The organism is Mycobacterium shunyiense (genome assembly GCF_058270035.1).
The window spans coordinates 216,087-240,365 of record NZ_JBZDPT010000043.1; the positions used below are offsets into that span (position 1 = coordinate 216,087).

The following is a 24,279-nucleotide window of genomic DNA, read 5'->3' on the forward strand; positions in this document are numbered from 1 at the left end:
CATGGATCAAGACACGTATGACAAGGGATTGGCGATCCGCACCGCCGTCCTCGGCGAGGAGTATGTCCGCAATGCGGCCGGGAACGTTGACGCCTTCTCCAAACCGCTGCAGGACCTGGTCACCGAATACTGCTGGGGCGCGGTGTGGGGGCGCGAGGGCCTGGAACTGAAGACCCGCAGCATGCTGAACCTCGCGATGATCGCAGTGCTGAACCGGCCCAACGAGTTGAGCACCCATATCCGGGGCGCGCTCACCAACGGGGTGACCCGCGAGGAGATCTGCGAGATCTTCCTGCAGGTCGGCATCTACGCGGGCATCCCGGCCGCGGTCGACAGCAACCGGGCAGCCCGCGCCGTGTTCGCCGAACTCGACGAGAGCCCGGCAGCCGATGAGTGAGCCGATCGGCTTCATCGGCCTGGGCAACATGGGGTGGCCCATGATGGAACGACTGCTGGCGGCGGGATTTCCGGTGGTGGCCTTCGACGTGCGCGACGATGTCCTGGCCAGGGCGACCACACTGGGCGCTTCGCGGGCGGACTCGGTACGCGACGTGGCCGACCGCACCGAGTCGGTACTCGCCAGCCTCCCGACCCCGCAGGCGTCCGAATCCGTGGTGGCCGACGTCGTGGCCGGGTCCCGGGTCCGGCGCTTCGTCGACCTGTCCACCGTGGGCGGCGGGGCCGCACAACGCAATCACGCAACACTCGCCGCACGGGGTATCGCCGCCCTGGACAGCCCGGTCAGTGGCGGAATGCACGGCGCCCAGGCCGGCACCCTGGCGGTGATGGTGTCCGGAGCACGGACCGAATTCGACGCGCTGGCACCAGTTTTCGAGGTGCTGGGCCGGGCGATCTTCGTCTCCGAACAGCCCGGCGCCGCGCAGACCATGAAACTGATCAACAACCTGATGGCCGCCACCACCCTGGCCGCGACCGCCGAGGTGATGGTGATGGGCGTCAAGGCGGGGCTGAGTGCCGACGTGATGATCGACGTGCTGAACGCCGGATCCGGCGGGACACACGCCAGCCGCGACAAGTTTCCGCGTGCGGTACTCCCCCGCACCTTCGACTACGGGTTCGCCACCGGATTGATGGCCAAGGACGTGGAGCTGTACCTGTCTGAGGCCACGTCGCTGGGTCTGCCGGTCGAGATGGCCGAGACGGTGCAACGGATCTGGGAGCAGACGCTTCGCACCGAAGGCGCCGAATCCGACTTCACCTCCGTCATCAAGCCGATGGAGCAGGCCGCGGGTGTCATCGTCGAGGGCGCCAACCGATGAGTATGCGTGGTAAGACCTGCGTGATCACCGGCGCCACGTCGGGGCTGGGTCGCGAGTCGGCCCGGGCCCTGGCGTCGGCCGGGGCGCACGTCGTGCTGGCGTCCCGCAACGCCGCCGCACTCTCGGAGACCCGTGCCGCCATCCACGCCGAGGTGCACGACGCGCATCTGTCCGGCGTCGTCGTCGATCTCGCCTCACTGGCCAGTGTGCGCGAGGCCGCATCCCGGATCACCGAGCTCGCCCCGGTGATCGACGTGCTGATGAACAACGCCGGGGTGATGTTCACCCCGTTCGGCCGCACCGTCGACGGGTTCGAAACGCAGTTCGGGACAAACCATCTGGGCCACTTCGCGCTGACAAACCTGCTGCAGCCACAGTTCGTCGAAGGCACCCGTATCGTCAATCTCTCCTCCGAGGGCCATCGTCTCGGCGAAGTCGATCTGGACGATCCGAACTGGCATCGCCGCGAATACGACAAGTTCGCCGCCTACGGCGCAGCCAAGACCGCCAACATCCTGCATGCCGTCGCGCTCGACCACCGACTTCGCGACCGGGGCATCCACGCGTTCGCCGTGCATCCGGGAATGGTGGCCACCAACCTGGCCCGGCACATGTCCCGCGACGATGTGATCGCGGTCAGCGGCCAGGCCCGCTCACACGCCATTGAGGTGTCGACGCCCGAGCAGGGTGCCGCCACCCAGGTGTGGGCGGCCGTCAGCGCCGACCTCGACGGCCGTGGCGGGCTGTACCTGGCGGACTGCGCGGTGCGCTCCGATGCCGAGCCCTATGCGACCGATCCCGACCGCGCCGAGAAGCTGTGGGAGGTTTCGGAATCGCTGTGCGCGGTGGCTACTTCTTGAGCGGAGCGCGCAGGTCGTACACCGTGTCCGAACCGACCTTGGTCGACGTGAAGTTCGCCTTCACCCAGTCGGAGATGTCGGTGTGGGAATTGTTGCCGAAGAACCCGTGCTCCTTGTTATTGGGTTCCGGGAGGATGTAGTAGGTGATCTGCTGGTCGGCGACATAGGTCTGGAACTGCGCCAACGTCGGCGCGGGATCGCTTCCGGTGAAGCCACCGATCGCCATGACCGCTGTGTCGGTGGACAATTCGAGACCGGACGCGGCCCCGGACCGGTTGATGGCCGCCGACCATTTGGTGGTGGTGGCCCGCAGCATCGCATTGACCTCGGGATTGTCGGAGTGCCAGCTGTGCCCGTGGCTGTCGTCGGGATCGGGCGGCCCGACACTCGGGCCGCCTCCGGTGTGCGGCTGCCCCAGGGTGGCCACCGTGTAGGCGGTCGTTCCGGCCAGTCCACCGATCAGTGCCGCGGCCAGCGCGACGGTCGCCGCGGTCCGGTGCCCGCCACGCAGCGCCCACAGCAGGCCGACGGTGGCCGCCACCGTCACCACCAGGATCGCCCACCGCAGCGGCGGCAGCCAGGACGCGTTGCGGGCCAGGATCCAGAAGCTCCACACCCCGGTGCCCAGAAGCATGGTGGCCAAACCGATCTGGCCCAGGCGGCCCTCGCGCCGGTGCCACATTTCGTGGATGCCGATCGCGAACATCGCCGCCGCGGCCGGAGCCAGGGACAGGCAGTAGTAGGGGTGCACGTTGGTCTTCATGAAGCTCAGCACCAGACCGTCGATCACCAGCCAGCTGCCGAACAGGATGGCGCCGGCCCGCACGATGTCGGTGCGTGGCGCCCGACCGCGCGACACGAGCACCAGCACCACCGCGAGCAGGGCCGTCGGCACCAGCCAGCCGATCTCGAATCCGAATTCGCCGGTGAACAACCGCGGCAGGCCCTGGGTCTGGTTGCCGAATCCGCCGAAACCGTGCTGTTGCCCGGCGGAGGCAACCGGATCGACGTCGACGTGCGTGCCGTAGTGGTTGTGCCCCAGAACCCGGCCGAATCCGTTGTAGCCCAACACCAGATTCATGAAGTTGTTGTCGGTGGACCCGGCGAGGTAAGGCCGCGACGAGGCCGGCCACACCAGGGTGAGCAACACGAACCAGCCCGACGATGCGAGGAACGCGGCCAGCGAGCCCAGCAGGTGCAGCAGCCGGCGGCGGACCGTGACGGGTGCGGCCACCAGATAGACCAACCCGATGGCAGGCATCACCATCAGCCCTTCGAGCATCTTGGCCAGGAACGCGAACCCGAGCGCGACACCGGCGAGCGCCATCCAGCGGGCGCCGTTCTGTCCCAGCGCGCGCACCGCACAGTAGGCGGCAGCCGTCATCAACAGGACCATCACCGCATCGGGATTGTTGAACCGGAACATCAACGCCGTCACCGGCATGAGCGCCAGGGCGGCACCGGCCAGCAGCGCGGCACGGGGTCCGCTGATCCGGCGCACCGCCCCGTAGAGCAGCGCGACAGAGCCGACGGCCATCAACGCTTCCGGGATGAGCATGCTGGCGCTGCTGAACCCGAACAGCTGACCCGACAGGGCCATCACCCACTGCGATACCGGCGGCTTGTCCACGGTGATGAAGTTGTTCGGATCCAGCGACCCGAACAGCAACGCCTCCCAGTTGGTCGAACCGGCCTGAACCGCGGCGGCGTAGAACTCATTGCCCATCCCGTTGACGGTGATGTTCCACAGGTAGGCCACGGCGGTGGCTATCAGCAGGGCCGCCAAGCCCAGGCGCTCACGATCGAATCGCGGGGCAGCCGGCGGGGTTTCCTGGGCGGGCTCGGCGCAGGCCTCGTCAAGCGTCGTCGTCACACGTCCATTAAGTCGGTGCCGGCTATGACTGAGCTATGCGGCCGCCGTGGGTTTGCTGGGTCAGAGCGAATCGACGAACAGTTTGTGGATGCGACGGTCCCCGGTCATCTCGGGATGGAACGACGTCGCCAGCATCGAGCCCTGACGCACCGCGACGATGTGGTCGGCGGCGCGGGCCAATACCTTGACATCGGGCCCGACCCGCTCGACCCACGGTGCCCGGATGAACACCGCATGGACCGGAGTGTCGAGACCTTCGAAGTCGATGTCACCCTCGAACGAATCGACCTGACGGCCAAAAGCATTGCGCCGCACCGTCATATCGATGCCTTTGAGCGGAACGGCCTCCCGCCCGGGCGTGCCTGCGTCGTTGATCTCGGTGGCCAGCAGGATCATCCCGGCACACGAGCCGTAGCAGGGCAATCCCGCCGCGATGCGCGCCCGCAGCGGTTCGAGCAGCTCGAACTCGCGCAACAGATGGCTCATCGCGGTGGACTCCCCACCGGGGATCACCAGGGCGTCGACCGCGTCGAGTTCGCAAAGTCGCCGCACGGTGCCTGCTTCGGCACCCGCTTCACGCAGCGCAGCCAGATGCTCGCGGGTGTCCCCCTGCAGCGCGAGCACCCCGACCCGGGGGCTCACGAGCCTTCCGGTGGCGTGAAGTTGCGCTGGTAGCGGGTCAGTCCCTCCTGCATCACCGCGGCCACCATCTCGCCGTAGCGGTTGAAGATCTTGCCCTGGGTCAGCGAACGCCCGCCGCACGCCGAGGGTGACGACTGGTCGTAGAGCAGCCATTCGTCGGCGCGGAACGGCCGCATGAACCACATGGCGTGGTCCAGTGAGGCCACGTTCAGATGCTTGCGCACGTCGAGGTGGTTGACCTGGGCCGAACCCAGCAGGGTCAGATCGCTCATATAGGCCAGTGCGCAGATGTGCAGCACGTGATCGTCGGGCAGCGGGTCCCGGTGGCGGAACCAGACCTGCTGTTGCGAAGCCTTGCCAGGCAGCCGGGCCACCTTGTCCCGCGGCACGATCCGGACGTCCCATTCGGCGAACTGCGCGAATCCGGCGTCGTCGAACGCTCCCCCAGACCGGAACCCGGGCAGGTCGTCGGGGCCGGGCGCCTCGGGCATCGGGTCCTGATGTTCGATGCCGGTCTGGTCGGTCTGGAAGGACGCCGACATCGTGAAGATCGTCTCGCCGTGCTGGATCGCGCTGACCCGTCGGGTGCAGAACGATCCGCCGTCGCGGATGCGCTCGACGATGTATACCGACGGTGCCCGGGCATCGCCCGGACGCAGGAAGTAGCCGTGCAGGGAATGCACCTGGAACGTCGGATCGACCGTCCGAACCGCGGAAACCAAGGACTGCCCGGCCACGTGACCGCCGAACGTGCGCTGCAGGAAGCCCGACTCCGGGCTGAACACCCCGCCGCGATAGATGTTGACCTCGAGCTGCTCCAGGTCGAGGATCTCTTCGATCGCCATAGGAGGTATTTACCAGCCGCGTTCGGCGAGCCGGTGCGGCTGGGCGATCTCCTCGACGTTGATCCCGACCATGGCCTCGCCCAGACCGCGCGACACCTTGGCCAACACATCCGGATCGTCGTAGAACGTGGTCGCCTTCACGATCGCCGCGGCACGCTGCGCCGGGTTGCCCGACTTGAAGATGCCCGAACCCACGAACACACCCTCGGCACCGAGCTGCATCATCATCGCCGCATCCGCCGGAGTGGCGATACCGCCGGCAGTGAACATCGTGACCGGCAGCTTGCCGGCCCGGGCCACCTCGGCCACCAGGTCATAGGGCGCCTGCAGCTCCTTGGCCGCCACGTACAGCTCGTCTTCGCTCATCGAGGTGAGCCGACGGATCTCGCCGCCGATCTTGCGCATGTGGGTGGTGGCATTGGAGACGTCTCCGGTGCCGGCCTCACCCTTGGAACGGATCATCGCCGCACCCTCGGTGATCCGACGCAGCGCCTCACCCAGGTTGGTCGCCCCGCACACGAACGGCACGGTGAAGCGCCACTTGTCGATGTGGTTGGCGTAATCGGCCGGGGTCAGCACCTCGGACTCGTCGATGTAGTCGACGCCCAGGCTCTGCAGGATCTGCGCCTCGACGAAGTGTCCGATCCGCGCCTTGGCCATCACCGGGATGGTGACCGCTTCGATGATGCCCTCGATCATGTCGGGATCCGACATGCGCGACACCCCGCCCTGGGCGCGGATGTCGGCGGGCACCCGCTCCAACGCCATGACGGCGACGGCTCCCGCGCCCTCGGCGATCTTGGCCTGTTCAGGGGTGACGACGTCCATGATGACGCCGCCCTTGAGCATCTCAGCCATCCCGCGCTTCACCCGCGCGGTACCGGTCTGGTTGCTCGAACCGTTCTGCGCTGCGATATCCATCGCAATCACCTCCACATTCCCACTGATTCAGTCTATTAAAGCCGCCAAATCCATTAAATCCGCAATCACCGGATGGCTTGCAGCTCCCGATGCGCGGTTCCACGCGTATTCGCCGGCGGCGCTGTCGGCTGTTCGGCCAGTTCATTGGCCTGAGCCAGCAGCTCACCCAGTTGAAGCGGATACACGGCCTCCCCGCCGGCAACCAACTCGGCGATCATTGTCTCATCGCACCAGCGGTGCCCGTGAATGTAGTGCCGCTCCAGCGTCGTGCGCCCCGTTGCCGAAGGCTCGAACCGGGTGGTGCGGTGGATGAAGAAGAACTCCTCGCTGCGGATCACCGAGGCGTTGAAGTCGATGACGGCGTCGCGCCGCCACACCGGCCCGACAAGCTCGGCCGGTGTCGCCTGCAGTCCGGTCTCCTCGGCGAGCTCACGCACCGCTGCGTCGACCAGCTCCTCGTCGGAGCGGACGGCGCCGCCGACGGTGAACCACCACCGCGGCGCTGGTTTGTCCGGGCTGTCGATCGCGGGGTCGCTGCCGCGCAGCAGCAGCACCGCGCCGGTCTCGTCGAGCAGCACCACTCGCGCGGAGGTCCGACGGCTCACCGGGTTCACCCCCAGGTTGGGCACAGCCTGGGCGTCGGGACTCTCTACGATCTCGAAATAGGTTGGCAGTGCGGCGGTTCCGCCGAGCCGAAGCGCCCGCACCATCGGGCGTTCCCGCAACGCCAGGGTGTCGCGGACGGCATCGTTGTGGAACCGCCGGGCCAGGAGCACCCGAGCCTCGGCATCGGCCAGTTCGGCGACCAGGGCGACCGGCAGCTCGGCGGGATCGACCGCGGTCAGTGCGGCCGAGAGCTCGTTCTCGGCGGCCTCACGTGCCGGCCGCGGGGCGCGTTCGGCGGCGTCTGCCAGCTTCGCGAGCCGTCTGCCCTCGGGGGCCCCGGCGTAGGCATCGACCGCGACGGCGCGGGCCACGACGGCCCGGCGCGCCAGTGCGCCGTCCAGCGCCTGCCACGACAGGTCGTAGCGCACATGGAGCCGGTCGAGTCGGTTGGCGGTCTGATACGCCCATCCCCCGATGAGCAACAGGACGACCAGCAGCGCCAGCGCCGCGATCACGATCCAGGTCGACATGGTTAGTCGCCCACCTGCACTTTCACCCCGGGGCTCGCCACGGTCTCGTACACCCGCATGATCTGCCCGGCCACCACCGACCAGTCGTAGCGTGCCACCCGCTTGGTGGCCGCGTCGATGTAGCGGTCGCGCAACGCCTCGTCGCCGAGAACCTCGATCAGCGCATCGGCCAGGGCGTCGGCGTCGCCGACCGGCACCAGGCGGCCGGCCTGGCCACCGTCGAGCACCCGGGTGAACGCATCTAGCTCGCTGGCCACCACGGGCGTCCCCGCCGCCATCGCCTCGACCAGCACAATGCCGAAACTCTCGCCGCCGAGGTTGGGTGCGCAGTACACGTCGGCGCTGCGCATGGCCGCGGCCTTGGCGTCGTCGTCGACCTGCCCGAGGAAATGCAGGTGCCCGGCGAGCTCGCCGGCCTGCTCCCGCAGCGCCTCCTCATCGCCACGGCCGACGACCAAGATCTCGATGTCACCGAACCGCCGAACCAGTTTCGGCAGGGCACCCAGCAGCACCGGCATGCCCTTTCGGGATTCGTCGAAGCGCCCGAGGAACAGCACGCTGCGGCCGGGCCGCGGATAGCCTTCGAGCCGAGGCGCATTCGCGAACGACGGCACATCGACACCGTTGGGAATCTCGACCGCGTCCGAACCGAGCGCCTCCATCTGCCAACGCCGGGCCAGGTCGGACACCGCGATGCGGCCGACGATCTTCTCGTGGAACGGGCGCAGGATTCCCTGAAACACACTGAGCGTCAACGATTTTGTCGTGGAGGTGTGAAAAGTCGCCACGATCGGCCCCTCCGCGGCCTGTAGTGCCAGCATCGACAGGCTCGGCGCGTTGGGCTCGTGCAGGTGCAGCACATCAAAGTCGCCCTCGGCGATCCACTTCTTGACCTTGCGGTGGGTGGCCGGTCCGAACCGCAGGCGAGCCACCGAGCCGTTGTACGGGATGGGGACGGCCTTGCCGCCCGACACCACGTAATCGGGCAGCTTCACGTGCGGCGACGACGGCGCCAGGACGCTGACGTGGTGTCCGCCGGCACGCATCACCTCGGCCAGTTGCAGCACATGGGATTGCACACCGCCCGGCACATCGAACGAATACGGACAGACCATCCCGATACGCATGGCTAGCTCCGTCGCCTCTTCGCGCAAGCGCTCATCAGGTGGTACCCAGTCGGGCACGACGTTCGTCGGACAGATCGGCCAGCCACTGCGGCTGCAGCATGTGCCAGTCTTCGGGGTGGGCGGCGATGTTGGCCTCGAACCGGTTGGCCAACGCCTGGATCACCACGGACACCTCCCCGGACGAGGTGTCGAGCGCGTCGAAGATCTCGACCACGCAGTCGTCCCCGTCGTAGTGGACATGCGCAGGAAACAGCGGGGCGCCGGTCTCGATCGCCAGCTTGGCCGGCCCGGCGGGCATCCGGGTGGGTTCACCGAAAAAGTCGACCTCCACCCCGTTGCGGGTCAGGTCGCGGTCGGCCATCAGGCAGACGAACATGTTGTTGCGCAACCGTTCCGAGAGCACCTCGAACGGTGGTCGCTCCCCGCCCGACAACGGGAAGACCTCGAATCCGAGGCTCTCCCGGTAGTCGATGAACCGCCGGTACAGCGATTCAGGCTTGAGGCGTTCGGCGACGGTGGCGAAAGTGCCGTACTGCTGGGCCAGCCACACTCCGGCCATGTCCCAGTTGCCGCTGTGCGGTAGCGCCAGTACACCGCCGAGGCCGGCGTCGTGGGCGGCGTTCAGTTTGTCCGCCCCGATGAACACCTCATCGACTCGCTTGGCCACGGCGATCAGGTCCATCGACGGCAACCGGAACGCCTCCCGCCAGTACCGGGCATAAGAGGCGAGCGAGGCACGGATCAACTCCTCCGGCACCTCGGACGGGGCCACCCCGATGACCCGGGCGAGGTTCTTCCGCAGCTGCTTCGGCCCGCCGCCGCGCGAGGCGTAGAGGGCACCCGCGTCGAACACGTTGCGCGCCACGATCTCCGGCATGGCGCGGACCAGCTGCCAACCTGCTGCGTAACCCAGGTCGGTCACCTGCCCGGACAGCGGAATGTTCACGAGGCTCCCGGGGGTTGCAGCGGGTCCATGGCGCCCTCCGACGTGCGCACCGCGTGCAGTCGCTGCGCCACGGTGACGACGCTGGCCACCGCCAGCAGCCACGCCGCGACCTGCAGCAGCCACGGCACATGCAGGAACGGCACGCCGGACAAGCCGGCGCCGACCAGCACGATCACCAGTCGCTCGGGGCGCTCGATGATCCCACCGTCGCCGCGCAGACCACTGGCCTCGGCGCGCGCCTTGATGTAGGAGATCACCTGAGAGGTGACCAGACAGATGAGAAGCGCGACGACCAGCGTCGCACTGTTCATGCCGAACGCCGCCCACCACAGCAGACCGGCGAACACCGCGCCGTCGGCTATCCGGTCACATGTCGCGTCCAGCACGGCACCGAACCGGGTGCCACCGCCACGTTCCCGGGCCATCGCACCGTCGAGCATGTCGGCGAGGACGAAGACGAACACCGCGAACGCGCCCCACCACAACTGACCGATCGGGAAGAGGGTCAGCGCGGCGGTCACCGTGCCGGCGGTGCCGAGAATGGTGACGATGTCGGGGGTCAGGCCCGCGCGCAGCGCCGCCTTGGCCACCGGCCGCGACAGCTTGACGTAGGCCGCCCGGCTCATCAGGAAGAGATTGCTCACGGCTGGCGGGCCCATTCTCCTGCCAGCAGCTCCCGGGTCTCGCTCAGCAGCTGCGGAATGACCTTGGCGCCACCGATGATCGTGATGAAGTTGGCGTCGCCGCCCCACCGCGGCACCACGTGCATGTGCAGGTGCTCGGCCAGCGATCCCCCGGCCGAGGTGCCCAGGTTCAGTCCGACATTGAACCCGTGCGGGCGCGACACGGCCTTCATGACGCGGATGGCCTTCTGCGTGAACGCCATCAGCTCGGCGCTCTCGGCCTCGGTGAGGTCCTCCAGTTCCGACACCCGCCGGTACGGCACCACCATGAGGTGGCCCGGGTTGTAGGGGTAGAGGTTGAGCACGGCGTACACGAGCTCACCGCGGGCCACCATCAGCCCGTCCTCGTCGGACATCGCGGGGATGTCGGTGAACGGCTGCGACGAGCCGGCCGAGCCCACCTTCTGGTCACTCTTGACCGCATCGACGATGTAGCTCATCCGGTGCGGTGTCCACAGCCGCTGCAGGTGGTCGGGTTCACCCACGCCGTGATCGACGATCGACCGCTCGTCCCGCGTCATTCGCATACCCGTCGGTTCTTCGCGCGAGCGCTCATCACAAGCCCACCGGTACCAGGTCCGCCGTCGGCACCGCATTGTTACGGTCGGCGATCCACTTCACGATCGCCTCCACGGCCTCGTCGCGCGGCACACCGTTGATCTGGGTGCGGTCACCGAACCGGAACGACACGGCGCCGGCCTCCAGATCTTTGTCGCCCGCCAGCAGCATGAACGGCACCTTCTGGTTGGTGTGGTTGACGATCTTCTTCGCCATCCGGTCGTCGCTGCCGTCGACCTCGACCCGCACCCCGCGCGACTTCAGTTGGGCGGCAACGTCGTACAGGTAGTCCACGTGCGCGTCGGCCACCGGGATACCGACCACCTGCACCGGTGCCAGCCAGGCCGGGAACGCGCCCGCGTAATGCTCGGTGAGCACCCCGAAGAAGCGCTCGATCGAGCCGAACAGCGCGCGGTGGATCAGCACCGGACGCTGACGTGTTCCGTCCGCGGCGGTGTACTCCAGCTCGAAGCGGTCGGGCATGTTGAAGTCCAGCTGGATCGTCGACATCTGCCAGTTGCGACCCAGTGCGTCCTTGACCTGAACAGAGATCTTGGGGCCGTAGAACGCCGCGCCACCCGGATCCGGCACCAGGTCCAGACCGGAGGCCTCGGCGACCGAGCGCAGGGTCTCGGTGGCCTCGTCCCACATCTCGTCGGAGCCCACGTACTTGTCGGGATCCTTGGTGGACAGCTCCAGGTAGTAGTCGTCCAGGCCGTAGTCCGAGAGCAGGTCGAGCACGAACTGAAGCAGCGAGGTCAGCTCGTCGCGCATCTGCTCGCGCGTGGTGTAGATGTGCGCGTCATCCTGGGTCATGCCGCGCACCCGGGTCAGCCCGTGCACCACGCCGGACTTCTCGTAGCGGTACACCGAGCCGAACTCGAAGAGCCGCAACGGAAGTTCGCGGTACGAGCGGCCCCGCGCCCGGTAGATCAGGTGGTGCATGGGGCAGTTCATCGGCTTGAGGTAGTAGTCCTGTCCGGGCTTGCGCACGGTGCCGTCGTCGTTGTACTCCGCGTCGATGTGCATCGGCGGGTACATGCCGTCGGCGTACCACTCCAGGTGACCGGACGTGATGTAGAGGTGTTCCTTGGTGATGTGCGGGGTGTTGACGAACTCGTAGCCGGCCTCGGAGTGCTTGCGCCGCGAGTAGTCCTCCAGCTCCTTACGGATCACACCGCCCTTGGGGTGGAACACCGGCAGGCCGGAGCCGAGCTCGTCAGGGAAGCTGAACAGGTCCAGTTCGACGCCGAGCTTGCGGTGGTCGCGGCGCTGGGCCTCCTCGATGAGCTCGAGGTGGCGGTCGAGAGCCTCCTGCGACTCCCAGGCCGTGCCGTAGACGCGCTGCAGGCTCGCGTTGTTCTGGTCACCGCGCCAGTACGCGGCGCTGCTGCGGGTGAGTTTGAACGCCGGGATGTACTTGGTGGTGGGGATGTGCGGACCGCGGCACAGGTCGCCCCACACCCGTTCCTTGGTGCGGGCGTTGAGGTTGTCGTAGGCGGTCAGTTCGTCGCCGCCCACCTCCATCACATCCGGGTCACCCGACTTGTCGTCGACCAACTCGAGCTTGTAGGGCTCGCCGGCGAGCTCCTCGCGGGCCTGATCCTTGGATTCGTAGACGCGCCGCGAGAACAGCTGACCGTCCTTGACGATCTTCTGCATCCGCTTCTCGAGCTTCTGCAGGTCTTCCGGGGTGAACGGCTCGGCGACATCGAAGTCGTAGTAGAAGCCATCGGTGATGGGCGGCCCGATACCGAGCTTGGCCTGCGGGAACAGGTCCTGCACGGCCTGGGCGAGCACGTGGGCGCACGAATGCCGGATGACGCTGCGGCCGTCGTCGGTGTTGGCGGCCACCGGAGTCACCTCGACGTCGGTGTCCGGGGTCCAGGACAGGTCGCGAAGTCGCCCCTCGCTGTCCCGCACCACCACGATCGCGTCGGGGGTCCCGCGGCTGGGCAGATCCGCCTCGCGCACCGCCGCGCCGGCGGTCGTCCCGGCCGCGACCCGGATCGGTGCAGCGGGGGCTGGGCTGAGGGCGGCGCTCATCGGGGAGTCTCCTACCATGCGTGGGCTAGTGCGAACGCTGTCATGCTATCGGGGTGGGCCATCGGGGTTGCTGATCAGGACCCCAGCCCGATGGGGCTCTTGAGCCACTCCTGCTCCAACCCGACAAGGCCCGCCGCGAAACCGACGACGCCGAACAGCCACAGCGTGCCGAGCACGACCAGTCCCGTGAACGCCGCACTGACCCCTTTGACCGCGATGTGCTGGCGGTCGAACCAGGCCATCACGACGTCGTAGCGAGCCCGGACGTAACGCAGCGCCCGCTTCGCGAAGTCGAATTCGCTGGCCAGGATCGCCAGGCCGAGAAACACGATGGCCCAGCCGGGTCCCGGGTACGGGATCGCCACGATGCCGACCGCCAGCACGAGCGTGCCGACGACGCCGACGACGATCCGGTAGGTGAATTCCGCGGCCGGGCGGGCGCGCAACTGGTCCCGCCAGCGCGCCCAGCGCCGCTTCAGCGCGGCGAGATTGGAGCCAACGCTCATGGCTGCCCCGGCTTGAGCCGAACGAACAACGCCTCGGCCTCGGCGAGCACGTCGTCACCGTCGAGCAGTCGTCCCGCGACGAAGATCTTGCGGCCCTCGATGCGGTCGATCCCGGCCTGCACCTGCAGATCCTTCTCGATCGGGGCGATCTTGCGGTAGTTGACGTGTAGATACGCGGTGCGCTGGTACATGCTGCCGGTCAGTTTGGCAGCGGTGTAGCCGAGCAGCGAATCGAACAGCAGCGCCAGCGAGCCGCCGTGTACCGCACCGTTGCGGCCGAGGTGGAAACGCCGGAAGTGGGCGGTTCCGGCGATCTGGTTGTCGGCAGTCCGTTCCAGATGCACCGGCACGTTGTTGACGTTGCCGCGGTTCGGCAGGTCCATCCGGCGGCCCGACGGCGAATTCCACTCGTCGGCCTCGTACGGAGCCAGCAGTGCCGACACCTTCTCGATCAGGTCGGCCGCCTCGGTGATGACCTCGTCGGGCGCGTCGGCGCTGCGGGCATGGTCCTGCAGCGTGCGCACCGCCTCGATGAAGCGGCCGTAATCAGGGCCCCCACGATCGGTGGGGTCGGGCGGATTGAACCCACCGCCGGGGTGCGCGCCTGCGGTGTCGATTTCTGGGGCCACGAAGCCACCGTATTAGTGCCATGGTGGTGACGTGAAACTGCGCGACCTGGCAGAGCTGTCATTGACCTATCCGGAGGTCGGCGCCACCGCCGGCGAACTGCCCACGGGCTACCGGCACATCCGGTCCTCCGCGGTGATCGGTACCGGCCGTGACCGCTTCGAGCAGGCGGGCGCCGACGTGCTCCGGTGGGGCATGCAGCGGGGCGCGGGCCTGCGGGTACAGGCCACCTCCGACTCCGCCGCCGAGGGCACCGAGCTGATCGTCGGGCTCGGCCCGATCCCGGCGCCGTGCCGGGTGGTCTACGTGCTCGACGAAGCCGACCGTCGGGGGTTCGCCTACGGCACGCTGGCCGGCCACCCCGAATCGGGCGAAGAGTTGTTCTCGGTCCGCTACGACCCGGAGACCGACACCGTGCATGCCGAGGTGGCTGCGTTCTCCCGTCCGGCCACCTGGTGGAGCCGATTGGGCGGGCCGGTGACGCGGCTGCTCCAGCAGATCGTGACACGCCGGTATCTCACCGGCATCTGAGCTTCAATAGCCCGATGACATACCGGGTGATTCAGTGGGGCACGGGCGCGGTCGGGATCGAGACGCTGGCGGCGACGCTGGACGACCGTCCCGATCTCGACCTGGTCGGCGTTCGGGTGTATTCGGATGCCAAGAACGGTATCGACGTCGGCGACCTGCTGGGCCGGGCGCCGATCGGGCTCCGCGCCACGAGCGATGTCCAGACCATCTTGGACCTGGAGGCCGACTGCGTCGTGTACACCCCGCGGGCCACGAACCTCGACGACGTGTGCGCACTGCTGGCCGGCGGCAAGAACGTGGTGACGACGGCGTTTCTGTTCCATCCGCAGCGCCTGCCCGAGGCCGACCGCGAGCGGTTGATGGCCGCCTGCACAGCAGGCGGGACGACAGTGCACGGCAGTGGCCTCAATCCCGGCAACCTGTCCGGTGCCCTTCCGTTGGTGCTGTCGGGCATGAGCCGGCGCATCGACAAGATCACACTGCAGGAACGCGCCGACTGGTCGGATTACGACAGCACCCACATCACCTTCGACAACATGTCTTTCGGCCGTCCTGTCGACGAGATCGGTGTCGACACAACCGAATTCCTGGCGTTCAACAACGAACTTTTCACCGAGCAGGTGTGGCTTCTGGCCGACGCACTGGGTGCCGACATCGACGAGGTCACCTCGTCAGTTGAGGCTGTCCCCGCACGCCACGACCATCAGATCTTCGACCACGTGCTGGAAGCCGGTACCACGGCCGGGCAGCGGTGGAACTGGGTCGGAGTTCGCGACGGCGAGCCACTCATCGAGATCGAGACCCTCTGGACCGTCGGCAACGAGTATCCCGATCACTGGCCCCGACCCAAGCACGGCTGGACGCTGACCATCGAGGGCGACCCGTCCATGCAGACCCATTTCTTCAGCCTGGCCAGCTTCACCCGCGAGGCCACGATGGCCGAGCACGTGCGGGCAGCCAACGTCGCCACGGCGATGCAGGTCCTCAATGCGGTACCGGAGGTGTGTGACGCCGCGCCCGGATTCGCCACGCTCGCGACGCTGCCACTGATCCGCAGCCACACCGGGTTTCGGCGCCGGTGACTACCTGACCACGGCCGAGCTGGGTTCTCTCGGCGCACCGAGCATGTCCCGGTGCGACGGGGGCACCCGGCCACCTTCGTCGGTGATGCCGTAGCGGGTCGCGAGCTCGGCACCGATCACCGTGTGCCCGGACAGCTGCGCCAGGTCCGGGTCCCGGTACAGCGCGTCGATGAGATAGCCGGTGAACTCCGGGGTTTCGGCATGCTCGGCGGTCTTGGCCAGCGCGCCGGGGTGGCCGGCGAAGGCGGCCTTGAATTTCTCGGTGAGCAGGATTCCCATCCAGATCGAAACCGTCGACACTCCGGTATCGGCGAAGTCGACTGCCATGTCCGCGGCCAGCTTGTCCACCCCGGCCTTCTGCGCCCCATACGCGGGGCCGTGCATGTAGCAGACCGAGCCGGGTGAAGAGGTGAACGCGATCAGGCCGCGCTCGGCGGCCAGCAGTAGCGGCGCGGCGTACCAGGACGCCACATAGGCCGAACGCAGTCCGACGTCGAGCACGTCGGCCAGCTCGATCGGCTTCTCCCAGAACGGTTTCGGGTTGACCAGGTCATCGTGGACCGCGGCGGCGTTGTTGACCAGGAGGTCCAGCCGGCCCTCCTGCTCGCCGATCCGCTCGAACAGTGCGCCCACCGCGGCGTCGTCGGAGTGGTCGAGGGGTACGGCGATACCGCCCTCCCCCGGATCGGTCACCGTACGTCCGGTGACATACACCCGCCAACCCGAGGCGAGCAGGGCCGCGGCGATCCCGCGGCCCGCGCCGCGACTCGCCCCCGTGACAACAGCGATCGGGGTATCCACGGTTATCAACCTACGGGGGGTTTCGCCGGGTGGGCACACCGGTCAGCGCGACGGGAGCCCCAGCCGTTCAAGTTGCTCGCGGAGCCGGTGCCGCCCGGACAGCGAGTGCGGACCGGCCAACCGGCTCAACACCCGCTCACTCCAACTGCCCGACAACCCGTAACGGGTGTTGTAGACCGCCAGTCGTTCGTCGTAGCCGGGCAGATGCGAATCGGCGGCCGCGGCGTCGTACTGCTCGTGATGCAGCACGGCAGCCTGGGGTAACCGTGGTTTGATCCCGGCGTTCTCCGTTGGATCGGGTGTACCAACCGCGAGCCCGAAAGTTGCGACTGCGTGCGGCGGCAGCCCGAGCTCCGCCGCGACCTCCTCGGGATGGTTGCGGACGGCCCCGACGAAAACTGTTCCCAGACCCTGGGATTCGGCAGCCACCACCGCGTTCTGCGCAGCGAGCGCGGTGTCGACGAAACCGATGATCGTGGATTCCAGGTAGTCTGCGCCGTCCAGCGTGACCCCGGTCCGCTGCGCCAACCGGCGGGCACGCCCCAGGTCGGCCACCCACACCAGGAACAACGGGGCCTCGTTGATGAACTGCTGGTTGTTGGCCAGGATCGCCAAGCGGGCCTTGCGCTGCGGATCCCGTACGGCGATCACGCTCCACGGCTGCAGGTTCGACGAGGTCGCCGCGGACTGGGCCGCGGCGACCAGCGCCGAGAGTTGCGCGTCGCTCACAGGTTGGCCGCTGAACTTGCGCACCGACCGGTGCGCGAGTTGCAGGGCGAGTGTGGCGTTGTGAACCTCGAGCGCGGCGTCGACATCGCCGTAGCGTGCGATGACCGTCATCAGGATCCGTAGAACGGCACGCCGGACACCGACTCGGACGAACGTCCGTCGACACCGGTGGGGACATCGCCTTCGAGGGTGACGCGGTACAGCACCCGGTCGTAATCGAGGTGACCGGCGTCGTCGATCGCCAGGTGCGCGGTGGCCCGGTTGTCCCAGAACGCGATGCTGCCCGGCGCCCAGCGGAACCGGACGGTGTACTCGGTGCGGGTCGCCTCGTCCCACAGCAGCTTCAGGATCGCCTCGCTCTGCGTCGGCGAGTAACCGCGGATCTCCCGGGCCCCGCGGGTGAATCCGGGGCTGACGAACAGTGCGCGCTCCCCCGTGACCGGATGCACCCGGACCGCGGGGTGATACGTCACCAGGTTTGCCTCGCGCACCTTGCGGTCCCGCTGGCTGCCGGCCACTGCCCGGGTGTTGAACTGGTGCCTGATGTCGAGCTTGTCGGCGAAGTCACGTAGATCCTTGGGCAGGTTCTCGTACGCCGCAACGAGATTGGTCCAGGCTGTGTCGCCACCGTATGGCGGCAGGATGTGTGCCCGCAGGATCGAAGCCGCGGGCGGGTTCACCAGTGCGGTGACGTCGGTGTGCCAGCTGTTGTCGTAGGAGGTACGTTTCCGGCCCAGGTGGCGCTCGTAGCGGCGGCTGTCGATCGGCAGGATCTCGGGGAACCCTTCCGGCGCTTCTTCCTCGTGCGGATGGGCTGGAGTCACCTTGCCGAACTTCCGCGCGAAGGCGACCTGTTCGGCGTGGCCGATCTCCTGGTCCCGGAAGAAGATGACCTTGTACGTGTGCAGCGCATCGCGGATTTCGTCCACGACACCGGCCTCCAACTCGTTGCGCAGATCGACGCCGCGGACTTCGGCGCCGATGTAGCCGGCAACCGGCACGATGTCCAGACCCGTATCGGTGCGCGGCTTTTCGGTGACATCGGTCATCTGTGGACTCCCTTGTGGTGGCGTGATGGTGGGCTGGCGAGGCGTACTCGACCGACTCGCTCAGGTCAGAATCGACGCGCAGGTGGTGGCGAACAAGCGTCTGTGGCTACCGGAACCTTTCAGTGCGACTTAACATCTCAGGCACCGCCCGCAGGCGCGAGAATTACAACCGGCGTGATTCCTGCACCCGACGTGTCATAAAGCCCCTGATCAGGGCGGTGGGACGGGCCCCAACCGGCTGCACATGTCAGCGGCAGCGCGACCTGTTCTGCGATCATCACCTCGCAGGAGGTGCCTGATGCTGGACTTACGTCGGATGATGCTGCTGTCCGATCTCGCAGACCTCGGCTCGGTGACCGCCGTGGCCGAACATCGCAACATCACGAGTTCTGCAGTATCCCAACAACTTCGTGTCCTGGAGGAAGAAGCAGGTGCAGTCCTGTTCCGTCGGGACGGGCGAACCCTCGGACTGACCCGCAGCGGCCAGGTCCTCGCCGAGCATGTGCGTCGTGTCCTGGCCGCCGTCGACGACGCCATGAGCGCGGTCGCCGAAACCAGGGACCGGGTGGCAGGGCAGGTCGCCATCGCCACGTTCAACATGGGGATTCCGACGCTGGCCGTTCCCCTGATGCAACGGCTCAGCACCACCGAACCGGATCTGCGTGTGCACGTTCAGCAGGACACGAGTTCGGGCGCGCTGCGCCTGCTGCGTCAGAGTGAGGTGGACGTCGCGATCACCTGCCACTACGACGTCCTCGGGCCCGACTCCGCCGGCGGACTGACCACCGTGCCCTTGTTGTTCGAACCACACGTGCTGCTGGCGCCCACGCAGTCCCACCTGAGAATCCGCACTCAGGGCCTGTCTGCCCTGGCCGACGGATTCTGGGTGACGGGCCCTCAGGGCTCCGGCCTCGAGATCGCCGCGACGCATGCGTGCCAGAGCGCCGGGTTCACCCCACAGGTCAAGCACCGGCTGATCGGCGCCCAGAACATCTGCGAGCTGGCCGCCACCGAGGTAGCGTCGGCCATTGTGCCCCGGCTGTCGGTTCCCTCCAGGCTGGAAGGACTGCTCGTGGACGACCTCACCCTCGGCGGCCGCACCATCAGTGCCGTGGTGCGCGCCGGCCGGCAGCGCGATCCCAACATCGCACTGATCCTGCGCACCCTGCGGACGATCGCCGAACAGGCTTTGCCCGGACAGTCCACCGAGCCGCTCGGTGTCGCATCGTGACCACGCCCCGACCGCTCGTGGTGTACGGGGTCGGCGCGATAGGCGGCGTGATCGCCGCACGGTTGCGGCTCGCCGGGTTCGACGTGACAGCTGTCGCCCGCGGCGAACACCTCTCCGCGATCCGGGCCCGAGGCCTCACGCTGGTGACACAGGCCGGTACCGATGCAGTGGCACTCCCGGCCGCACCGAGCGCCCGCGAGGTCGACTGGTCGGCCGACCCGGTGGTGATGCTCGCGGTCAAGAGTCACCAAACCGCCTCGGCCCTGGATGATCTCAGCGCTCATGCCCCGCCGGAGACCGCGGTGTGCGTCGCCCAGAACGGAGTGGCCAACGAGCCTGCCGCGCTGCGGAGTTTCGCCAATGTATACGGCGTCACGGTGATGCTCCCGGCGGCTCACCTCGACCCCGGTGTGGTCATTCAACAGAGCCACCCGGTGGCGGGGATCCTCGATCTCGGCCGCTACCCCACCGGCCATGACGAGCCGGCAGAACTGGTCGCCGCCACGCTCCGCGCATCCGGGTTCAGTTCCTCGGTACGCGACGACGTCATGGCGTGGAAACACCGCAAGCTGATCGCCAACCTCGGCAATGGCGTGATCGCGGCATACCGTCCGGGACCGGACGCCGACGAACTGGTCGCCCGCGCCCGCACCGAGGCCGAACACGTTCTCACCGCGGCCGGCATTCCCTTCGTCACGGCCGAAGAGGATGCGCTACGGCGTGGGGATCTACTGCAGGGCAGGGTCAACGACGACTATTTGAGCTCCACGTGGCAGAGCGTGGCCCGGGGCCACACCCAGGTAGAAACCGACTGGTTCAACGGTGAGATCGTGCTTCAGGCCCGCCTGCACGGTCTGCGGGCCCCCGTCAACGAACTGATCCAGCGAGTCACCGCCGAACATGCCCGGGTGGGCCGCCCGGTGCGCTCCCTGGACGCGACCGCCGCCCTCAAGAAGCTCGGGGCGGCTACGAATCCCCGGCGGACCCACGAGTTCGAGGAACCTCGCGCTAGTCAACCGCGGTCCACGCGACCGGCAGGTGTTTGACGCCGTGCACGAACGCTGAACGCAGGATGGCCGGTTCGCCGATCGCCACGATGTCGGGAACCTGGCGACGCAGTTCGTCGAAGGCCACCCGGATCTCCCGCCGGGCGAGGTTGGCTCCCAGACAGAAGTGCACTCCGCCGCCGCCGAACCCGATGTGCGGATTGGGATTTCTCAGCACGTCGAACCGCCAGGGGTCGGCGAAGGTCTGCTCGTCACGGTTGGCCGAGTTGTACCACATCGAGACCTTGTCTCCCGCCTTCATCTGAACGCCGCTGCGCTCCACGTCCTCGGTGAGTGTGCGCCGCATGAAGATGATCGGTGACGCCCACCGAACGATCTCTTCGACCGCCGTCGGCGATACCGCATCGAAGTCGTTCCACCACCTGGCGCGTTCGTCGGGATAGCGGCTCAGCGCCACCATGCCATGACTGATGGCGTTGCGGGTCGTATCGTTGCCCGCCGCCGTCAGCAGAATGAAGAAGGACGCGATCTCGTTGGACGACAACCGTTCTCCGTCGACTTCCGCCTCCACGAGACTCGTCGTCAGATCGTCTCCGGGATGCGCGCGGCGCTGTTCGGCCAACGCCACGCCGTAGCCGGCCAACTCGGTGGCCACCTGCAGATACCCACTGAAATCGTCGGTGGAAACCTCGTCGTCCCCGGCCCCCATGAGCACCGAGGTCCAGTGAAAGAGCTTGGCCTGATCTTCCTCCGGGACGCCCATCATGTCGCAGATGATCTGCAGCGGCAGCGGCGAAGCCACCTCCTCGACGAAGTCCGCGGTGCCATCAGGGTGTGCCCCCACCATGGCGGACACCAGCCGGTGCGCTCGGTCCCGCACGCTCTGCTCGATCCGCGCGATCACCTTGGGTGTGAAGGCCCGGTTGACGATGCACCGCAGCCGGGTGTGGCGGGGATCGTCCAATGTGATCATCGACCCGAAGAACTCGGCAATCTCGGCGGGAACGTCGTTGAGTGTGGTGCTGGTCGGGCTGGAGCTGAACAGCTCAGGGTGCCGGCTGGCGAAGTGCACATCGTCGTAGCGGGTGAATGCCCAATGCCCGGCGCCGCCGGGAAATCCGGCGTACTCGGCCACCTCGAAGAACGAGATCGGCGCGTCGTGACGCAGCGTGGCGAAGGCGCCGTCGCGCGCATCGTCGTCACGCCCCCAGAAGTCGAGCGATCCGAGGTCGATCTCGGCGAGAGGCACCGATGGTGGTGCGGCACCGTTTTCACGGTGGGCGATGCCGGCGATTGCTGTCATCGTGGTCCTCCCGACGTTCTCGGCGACGCGGACCACCGGTCACCGGCCCCACCGCCCTACCGCAGTGTGACACCCCGTACAGCGCCGGTCCAGGATTGCGAGCCGAATCGTGCTGCGGCTATTGGCGTTCGCAATCATTCCGCACATGCGCGGCGATCTCGTCACTGGTCGTCAACCACACGTCGGGTTGAGCGGCCAGAAACTGCAGAACCTGATCGAAGTACTTGTGCCGGAACGGTTGCCCGATCACGAACGGGTGCAGCGCCAGGGCCATCACCCGCCCGCTGGTGGCCGAATCCGCGTGTAGCTGCTCATACTGATCGATCACCATCTGCACGAATTCACCCCCGGTGAAACCTTTCCCGAAGATCAGTAGGTCGTTGAGCTCGACCGAATACGGCACACTGAGCATGCCAGGGACCGTCAGCGGATAGGGCTGGTCATCGTTGGTCCAATCGAGGACATAGTGAAAACCGAGTTCGGCCAACAGTTCCGGAGTGTGCACGGTTTCGGTCAGGCCTGGCCCCATCCAGCCCAGCGGGCGCCGGCCCGTCGCATCGGCGATGCCGTCGGCGATCGAGGTGAGAATCCGACGCTCCTCGTCGACAGCCAACCCGGTGTGCAGAATCGAGTTGGTCTGCCCGTGCGCCAGCCATGCCCAGTTCCGTTCCACACCGGCGGCGACGATCTGCGGATGATGCTCGATGACGGCCGTGTTCAGCAGCACACTGGGACGAATACCGTGCCGGTCGAGGGCGTCGATGGTGCGCCAAATCCCCACCCGCGCGCCGTAATCCCGCCAGCCGTAGTTGAGCGCATCCGGGGTCAGCTCCGCTGTCCCCGGCCAGATGCTCGTCGAGGGCCGATCGACGAGGAAGTGCTCGACGTTGAGCCCGATGTACACCGCCACTCTCGCGCCACCGGGCCAACAGATGGGCGGGCGTTCGGTGATCGGGCTGTAGGCGAAAGGCGGTTGCGACGTGGTCATGGCGAACCTTACGAGCTCACACCAATGTCAGGGTCAAGTCGCGTGGGTATAACTGGCATATGCGCATAGGCGAACTCGCACGTCGCACCGGGGTCAGCCAACGGTCGCTGCGCTATTACGAAGAGCAGGGACTGTTGGCGTCCGACCGCACGTCTGGTGGGCAACGCGAGTATCCGGAGAAGCTGTCGACCGCGTGATCCGCATCCAAGAGCTCTACGCCGCCGGGCTGCACAGTCGCACCATCTCGTCGCTCCTACCGTGTATGCGCGACACCGACGGCGGACCGGCCCCTCAGGCCACGCCCCGGCTCCTCAGCGAGCTGACCGCCGAACGCAACCGGCTCGAGCAGGCAATCAGGGACCTGTCGACCTCACGCGAGATTCTCGACGGCGTGATCGACGCGGCCTCGGAGTGATCTAAAGACTGTCGAGCGCCGCCTGCAGGCGTCGGCCGACCTCGGCTGCGATATCGGCCAGCGCCGGCTCGTCGGTCACCTCGGCCATCAGGTTGGGGTTCATCGCCTCGACGACGACCACCGCATCACCCTCAGGCCCCGTGCGCAACACCACATTGCACGGCAACAGCACGCCGATCGGTGGGTATGCACCGAGTGCCTTCTGGGCGAACTGAGGATTGCAGGCGCCCAGGATCAGATAGTCCCCCACCTCGTCACCGGCACCACCGCCCAGTTTGGCGTTGAGCGTGGCCCTGATGTCGATCTCGGTCAACACACCGAATCCCTGCTCGGCGAGCGCGTCTCGCGTACGAGCGACAGCCTCGTCGAACGGGCCTCTCGTGGTGGCCACCATCGCGATGTCCATCTCTCGATTCCTTTCGTCCCATACCAAGCGAGTGCTCATTCTGCCGCCACGCTACCCGCGGATACATCGCCCAGAGGGCGGAACGAGGCCACGGAATAAATACCCCTGGGGGTATGTTGAAAGTAGTCGAACGAATCGACCTGCGGACATCGCCGGCACTTCAACGCAAGACAAGGAGATCAGAATGACCACCCGAAACATCGGCTACGCGGATTTCGAGTCCACGATCCGGGACAACGACATCGTGCTCGTCGACTTCTGGGCTTCTTGGTGTGGCCCATGCCGCGCTTTCGCCCCGACCTTCGAGCGGTCGGCCACCAACCACCCCGAGATCGTGCATGCCAAGGTCGACACCGAGCAGGAACAAGAGTTGGCGGCGCTGATGGAAATCCGGTCCATCCCCACCATCGCGGCCTTCCGCGAGGGCGTCCTGGTCTTCAGCCAGCCCGGGGTTCTGCCGCCGGCGGCACTCGAGGATCTGATCTCGCAGGTCGCAGCACTCGACATGGACCAGGTCCGGGCCAGCGTCGCGGCCCGGAAAGCCAAGAGTCACAGCACCGCGAGCTGAACAAGGAGGATCGACAGCCTAGGACGGCTGCGCCAAGACGCCGCGCTGCAGCTGTGGCAACCCGACGGCAGGTGACCGCGCCCCGCGATGACGGTACGGCCGTGGGGAAGAATCGTGGG

26 protein-coding genes and 1 pseudogene are annotated in these 24,279 nt (G+C 67.2%); 9 read left to right on the top strand and 18 right to left on the bottom strand.

The window, feature by feature from the left end:
* The first annotated feature begins 1 nt into the window (after position 1).
* From AC4ELS_RS24230 to AC4ELS_RS24240, 3 genes are read left to right on the top strand one after another with little or no spacing between them, the layout of a single operon-like run.
* Positions 2–397, top strand: a complete 396-nt coding sequence (locus tag AC4ELS_RS24230) for a carboxymuconolactone decarboxylase family protein (protein ID WP_064886613.1) — start codon at positions 2–4, stop codon at positions 395–397.
* The gene (locus AC4ELS_RS24235) at positions 390–1,280 is read left to right on the top strand and encodes an NAD(P)-dependent oxidoreductase (RefSeq protein WP_498884335.1); all 891 of its coding nucleotides are present in this window, start codon (positions 390–392) and stop codon (positions 1,278–1,280) included. The genes AC4ELS_RS24230 and AC4ELS_RS24235 overlap by 8 nt, the downstream gene beginning before the upstream one ends.
* Entirely contained in the window at positions 1,277–2,140 is an 864-nt protein-coding gene (locus AC4ELS_RS24240) for an SDR family NAD(P)-dependent oxidoreductase (RefSeq protein ID WP_448446460.1), read from the top strand. Before AC4ELS_RS24235 ends, AC4ELS_RS24240 begins: the two co-directional genes overlap by 4 nt.
* Here AC4ELS_RS24240 and AC4ELS_RS24245 read toward each other — a convergent pair.
* The 12 genes from AC4ELS_RS24245 to AC4ELS_RS24300 form a co-directional block, all read right to left on the bottom strand.
* Positions 2,130–4,013, bottom strand: coding sequence for an ArnT family glycosyltransferase (locus tag AC4ELS_RS24245; RefSeq protein WP_448446458.1), 1,884 nt, complete (start codon positions 4,011–4,013; stop codon positions 2,130–2,132). The genes AC4ELS_RS24240 and AC4ELS_RS24245 overlap by 11 nt on opposite strands.
* 60 nt (positions 4,014–4,073) lie before the next feature.
* Complete coding sequence (gene pdxT, locus AC4ELS_RS24250) at positions 4,074–4,655, bottom strand: pyridoxal 5'-phosphate synthase glutaminase subunit PdxT (RefSeq protein ID WP_499049633.1); 582 nt, start codon at positions 4,653–4,655, stop codon at positions 4,074–4,076.
* Positions 4,652–5,500: an acyl-CoA thioesterase II gene (tesB, locus tag AC4ELS_RS24255; RefSeq protein WP_064886618.1), complete on the bottom strand. Its 849-nt coding sequence runs from the start codon at positions 5,498–5,500 to the stop codon at positions 4,652–4,654. The genes pdxT and tesB overlap by 4 nt, the downstream gene beginning before the upstream one ends.
* Positions 5,501–5,509: 9 nt before the next feature.
* The gene (gene pdxS / locus AC4ELS_RS24260; protein WP_064886626.1) at positions 5,510–6,421 is read right to left on the bottom strand and encodes a pyridoxal 5'-phosphate synthase lyase subunit PdxS; all 912 of its coding nucleotides are present in this window, start codon (positions 6,419–6,421) and stop codon (positions 5,510–5,512) included.
* A 65-nt stretch (positions 6,422–6,486) separates the two neighbouring features.
* A complete protein-coding gene (locus tag AC4ELS_RS24265; protein WP_064886619.1) occupies positions 6,487–7,557 on the bottom strand; it encodes an NUDIX hydrolase in 1,071 nt (356 codons plus the stop codon).
* A 2-nt stretch (positions 7,558–7,559) separates the two neighbouring features.
* Positions 7,560–8,684, bottom strand: a complete 1,125-nt coding sequence (locus AC4ELS_RS24270) for a glycosyltransferase family 4 protein (protein ID WP_448446453.1) — start codon at positions 8,682–8,684, stop codon at positions 7,560–7,562.
* Between the two features lie 34 nt (positions 8,685–8,718).
* Complete coding sequence (locus AC4ELS_RS24275; RefSeq protein ID WP_064886621.1) at positions 8,719–9,630, bottom strand: phosphatidylinositol mannoside acyltransferase; 912 nt, start codon at positions 9,628–9,630, stop codon at positions 8,719–8,721.
* Positions 9,627–10,274, bottom strand: a complete 648-nt coding sequence (pgsA, locus tag AC4ELS_RS24280; RefSeq protein WP_064886627.1) for a phosphatidylinositol phosphate synthase — start codon at positions 10,272–10,274, stop codon at positions 9,627–9,629. Before pgsA ends, AC4ELS_RS24275 begins: the two co-directional genes overlap by 4 nt.
* Positions 10,271–10,840 carry an ATP adenylyltransferase gene (locus AC4ELS_RS24285; protein WP_499049636.1) on the bottom strand — a complete coding sequence of 190 codons (570 nt, stop codon included), beginning with the start codon at positions 10,838–10,840 and terminating at the stop codon, positions 10,271–10,273. Before AC4ELS_RS24285 ends, pgsA begins: the two co-directional genes overlap by 4 nt.
* Positions 10,841–10,868: 28 nt before the next feature.
* A complete protein-coding gene (gene thrS, locus AC4ELS_RS24290; RefSeq protein ID WP_064886622.1) occupies positions 10,869–12,917 on the bottom strand; it encodes a threonine--tRNA ligase in 2,049 nt (682 codons plus the stop codon).
* A gap of 74 nt (positions 12,918–12,991) precedes the next feature.
* Entirely contained in the window at positions 12,992–13,423 is a 432-nt protein-coding gene (locus AC4ELS_RS24295) for a TIGR02611 family protein (RefSeq protein ID WP_135360772.1), read from the bottom strand.
* Positions 13,420–14,052, bottom strand: coding sequence for a PaaI family thioesterase (locus tag AC4ELS_RS24300; RefSeq protein ID WP_064879274.1), 633 nt, complete (start codon positions 14,050–14,052; stop codon positions 13,420–13,422). The genes AC4ELS_RS24295 and AC4ELS_RS24300 overlap by 4 nt, the downstream gene beginning before the upstream one ends.
* A 31-nt stretch (positions 14,053–14,083) precedes the next feature.
* Between AC4ELS_RS24300 and AC4ELS_RS24305 the strand changes: the two genes are divergently transcribed.
* Together AC4ELS_RS24305 and AC4ELS_RS24310 are read left to right on the top strand one after the other, a co-directional pair.
* Positions 14,084–14,581 carry a DUF1990 domain-containing protein gene (locus AC4ELS_RS24305; RefSeq protein WP_064879272.1) on the top strand — a complete coding sequence of 166 codons (498 nt, stop codon included), beginning with the start codon at positions 14,084–14,086 and terminating at the stop codon, positions 14,579–14,581.
* 14 nt (positions 14,582–14,595) lie between these two features.
* A complete protein-coding gene (locus tag AC4ELS_RS24310; protein ID WP_499049638.1) occupies positions 14,596–15,663 on the top strand; it encodes an NAD(P)H-dependent amine dehydrogenase family protein in 1,068 nt (355 codons plus the stop codon).
* Here AC4ELS_RS24310 and AC4ELS_RS24315 read toward each other — a convergent pair whose 3' ends face one another.
* From AC4ELS_RS24315 to AC4ELS_RS24325, 3 genes are read right to left on the bottom strand one after another with little or no spacing between them, the layout of a single operon-like run.
* Complete coding sequence (locus tag AC4ELS_RS24315) at positions 15,664–16,464, bottom strand: SDR family NAD(P)-dependent oxidoreductase (protein ID WP_110776873.1); 801 nt, start codon at positions 16,462–16,464, stop codon at positions 15,664–15,666.
* Between the two features lie 42 nt (positions 16,465–16,506).
* A complete protein-coding gene (locus AC4ELS_RS24320) occupies positions 16,507–17,304 on the bottom strand; it encodes an NADPH-dependent oxidoreductase (protein ID WP_064879269.1) in 798 nt (265 codons plus the stop codon).
* Positions 17,304–18,242 (bottom strand): TauD/TfdA dioxygenase family protein, encoded by a 939-nt coding sequence (locus tag AC4ELS_RS24325; RefSeq protein ID WP_499049640.1) that lies wholly within the window; start codon positions 18,240–18,242, stop codon positions 17,304–17,306. The genes AC4ELS_RS24320 and AC4ELS_RS24325 overlap by 1 nt, the downstream gene beginning before the upstream one ends.
* Positions 18,243–18,540: 298 nt before the next feature.
* Here AC4ELS_RS24325 and AC4ELS_RS24330 point away from each other — a divergent pair, with 298 nt between their 5' ends.
* Together AC4ELS_RS24330 and AC4ELS_RS24335 are read left to right on the top strand one after the other, a co-directional pair.
* On the top strand, positions 18,541–19,473 hold the full coding sequence (locus AC4ELS_RS24330) for a LysR family transcriptional regulator (RefSeq protein ID WP_064960264.1): 933 nt from the start codon (positions 18,541–18,543) through the stop codon (positions 19,471–19,473).
* On the top strand, positions 19,470–20,519 hold the full coding sequence (locus AC4ELS_RS24335; protein ID WP_499049642.1) for a ketopantoate reductase family protein: 1,050 nt from the start codon (positions 19,470–19,472) through the stop codon (positions 20,517–20,519). Before AC4ELS_RS24330 ends, AC4ELS_RS24335 begins: the two co-directional genes overlap by 4 nt.
* On the opposite strand, the gene AC4ELS_RS24340 is transcribed toward AC4ELS_RS24335, so the two are convergent.
* Entirely contained in the window at positions 20,482–21,783 is a 1,302-nt protein-coding gene (locus AC4ELS_RS24340; protein ID WP_448446439.1) for a cytochrome P450, read from the bottom strand. The genes AC4ELS_RS24335 and AC4ELS_RS24340 overlap by 38 nt on opposite strands.
* 118 nt (positions 21,784–21,901) lie before the next feature.
* Complete coding sequence (locus AC4ELS_RS24345; protein ID WP_499049644.1) at positions 21,902–22,771, bottom strand: polysaccharide deacetylase family protein; 870 nt, start codon at positions 22,769–22,771, stop codon at positions 21,902–21,904.
* Between the two features lie 59 nt (positions 22,772–22,830).
* On the opposite strand from AC4ELS_RS24345, the pseudogene AC4ELS_RS24350 reads away from it, so the two are divergent.
* Positions 22,831–23,186, top strand: a pseudogene (locus tag AC4ELS_RS24350) (MerR family transcriptional regulator).
* 1 nt (position 23,187) lies between these two features.
* On the opposite strand, the gene AC4ELS_RS24355 reads toward AC4ELS_RS24350, so the two are convergent.
* Positions 23,188–23,592 (bottom strand): DUF302 domain-containing protein, encoded by a 405-nt coding sequence (locus tag AC4ELS_RS24355; RefSeq protein WP_064879256.1) that lies wholly within the window; start codon positions 23,590–23,592, stop codon positions 23,188–23,190.
* A gap of 184 nt (positions 23,593–23,776) precedes the next feature.
* On the opposite strand from AC4ELS_RS24355, the gene trxA reads away from it, so the two are divergent.
* Positions 23,777–24,160, top strand: coding sequence for a thioredoxin (gene trxA, locus AC4ELS_RS24360; protein WP_448446434.1), 384 nt, complete (start codon positions 23,777–23,779; stop codon positions 24,158–24,160).
* Positions 24,161–24,279: the final 119 nt, after the last annotated feature.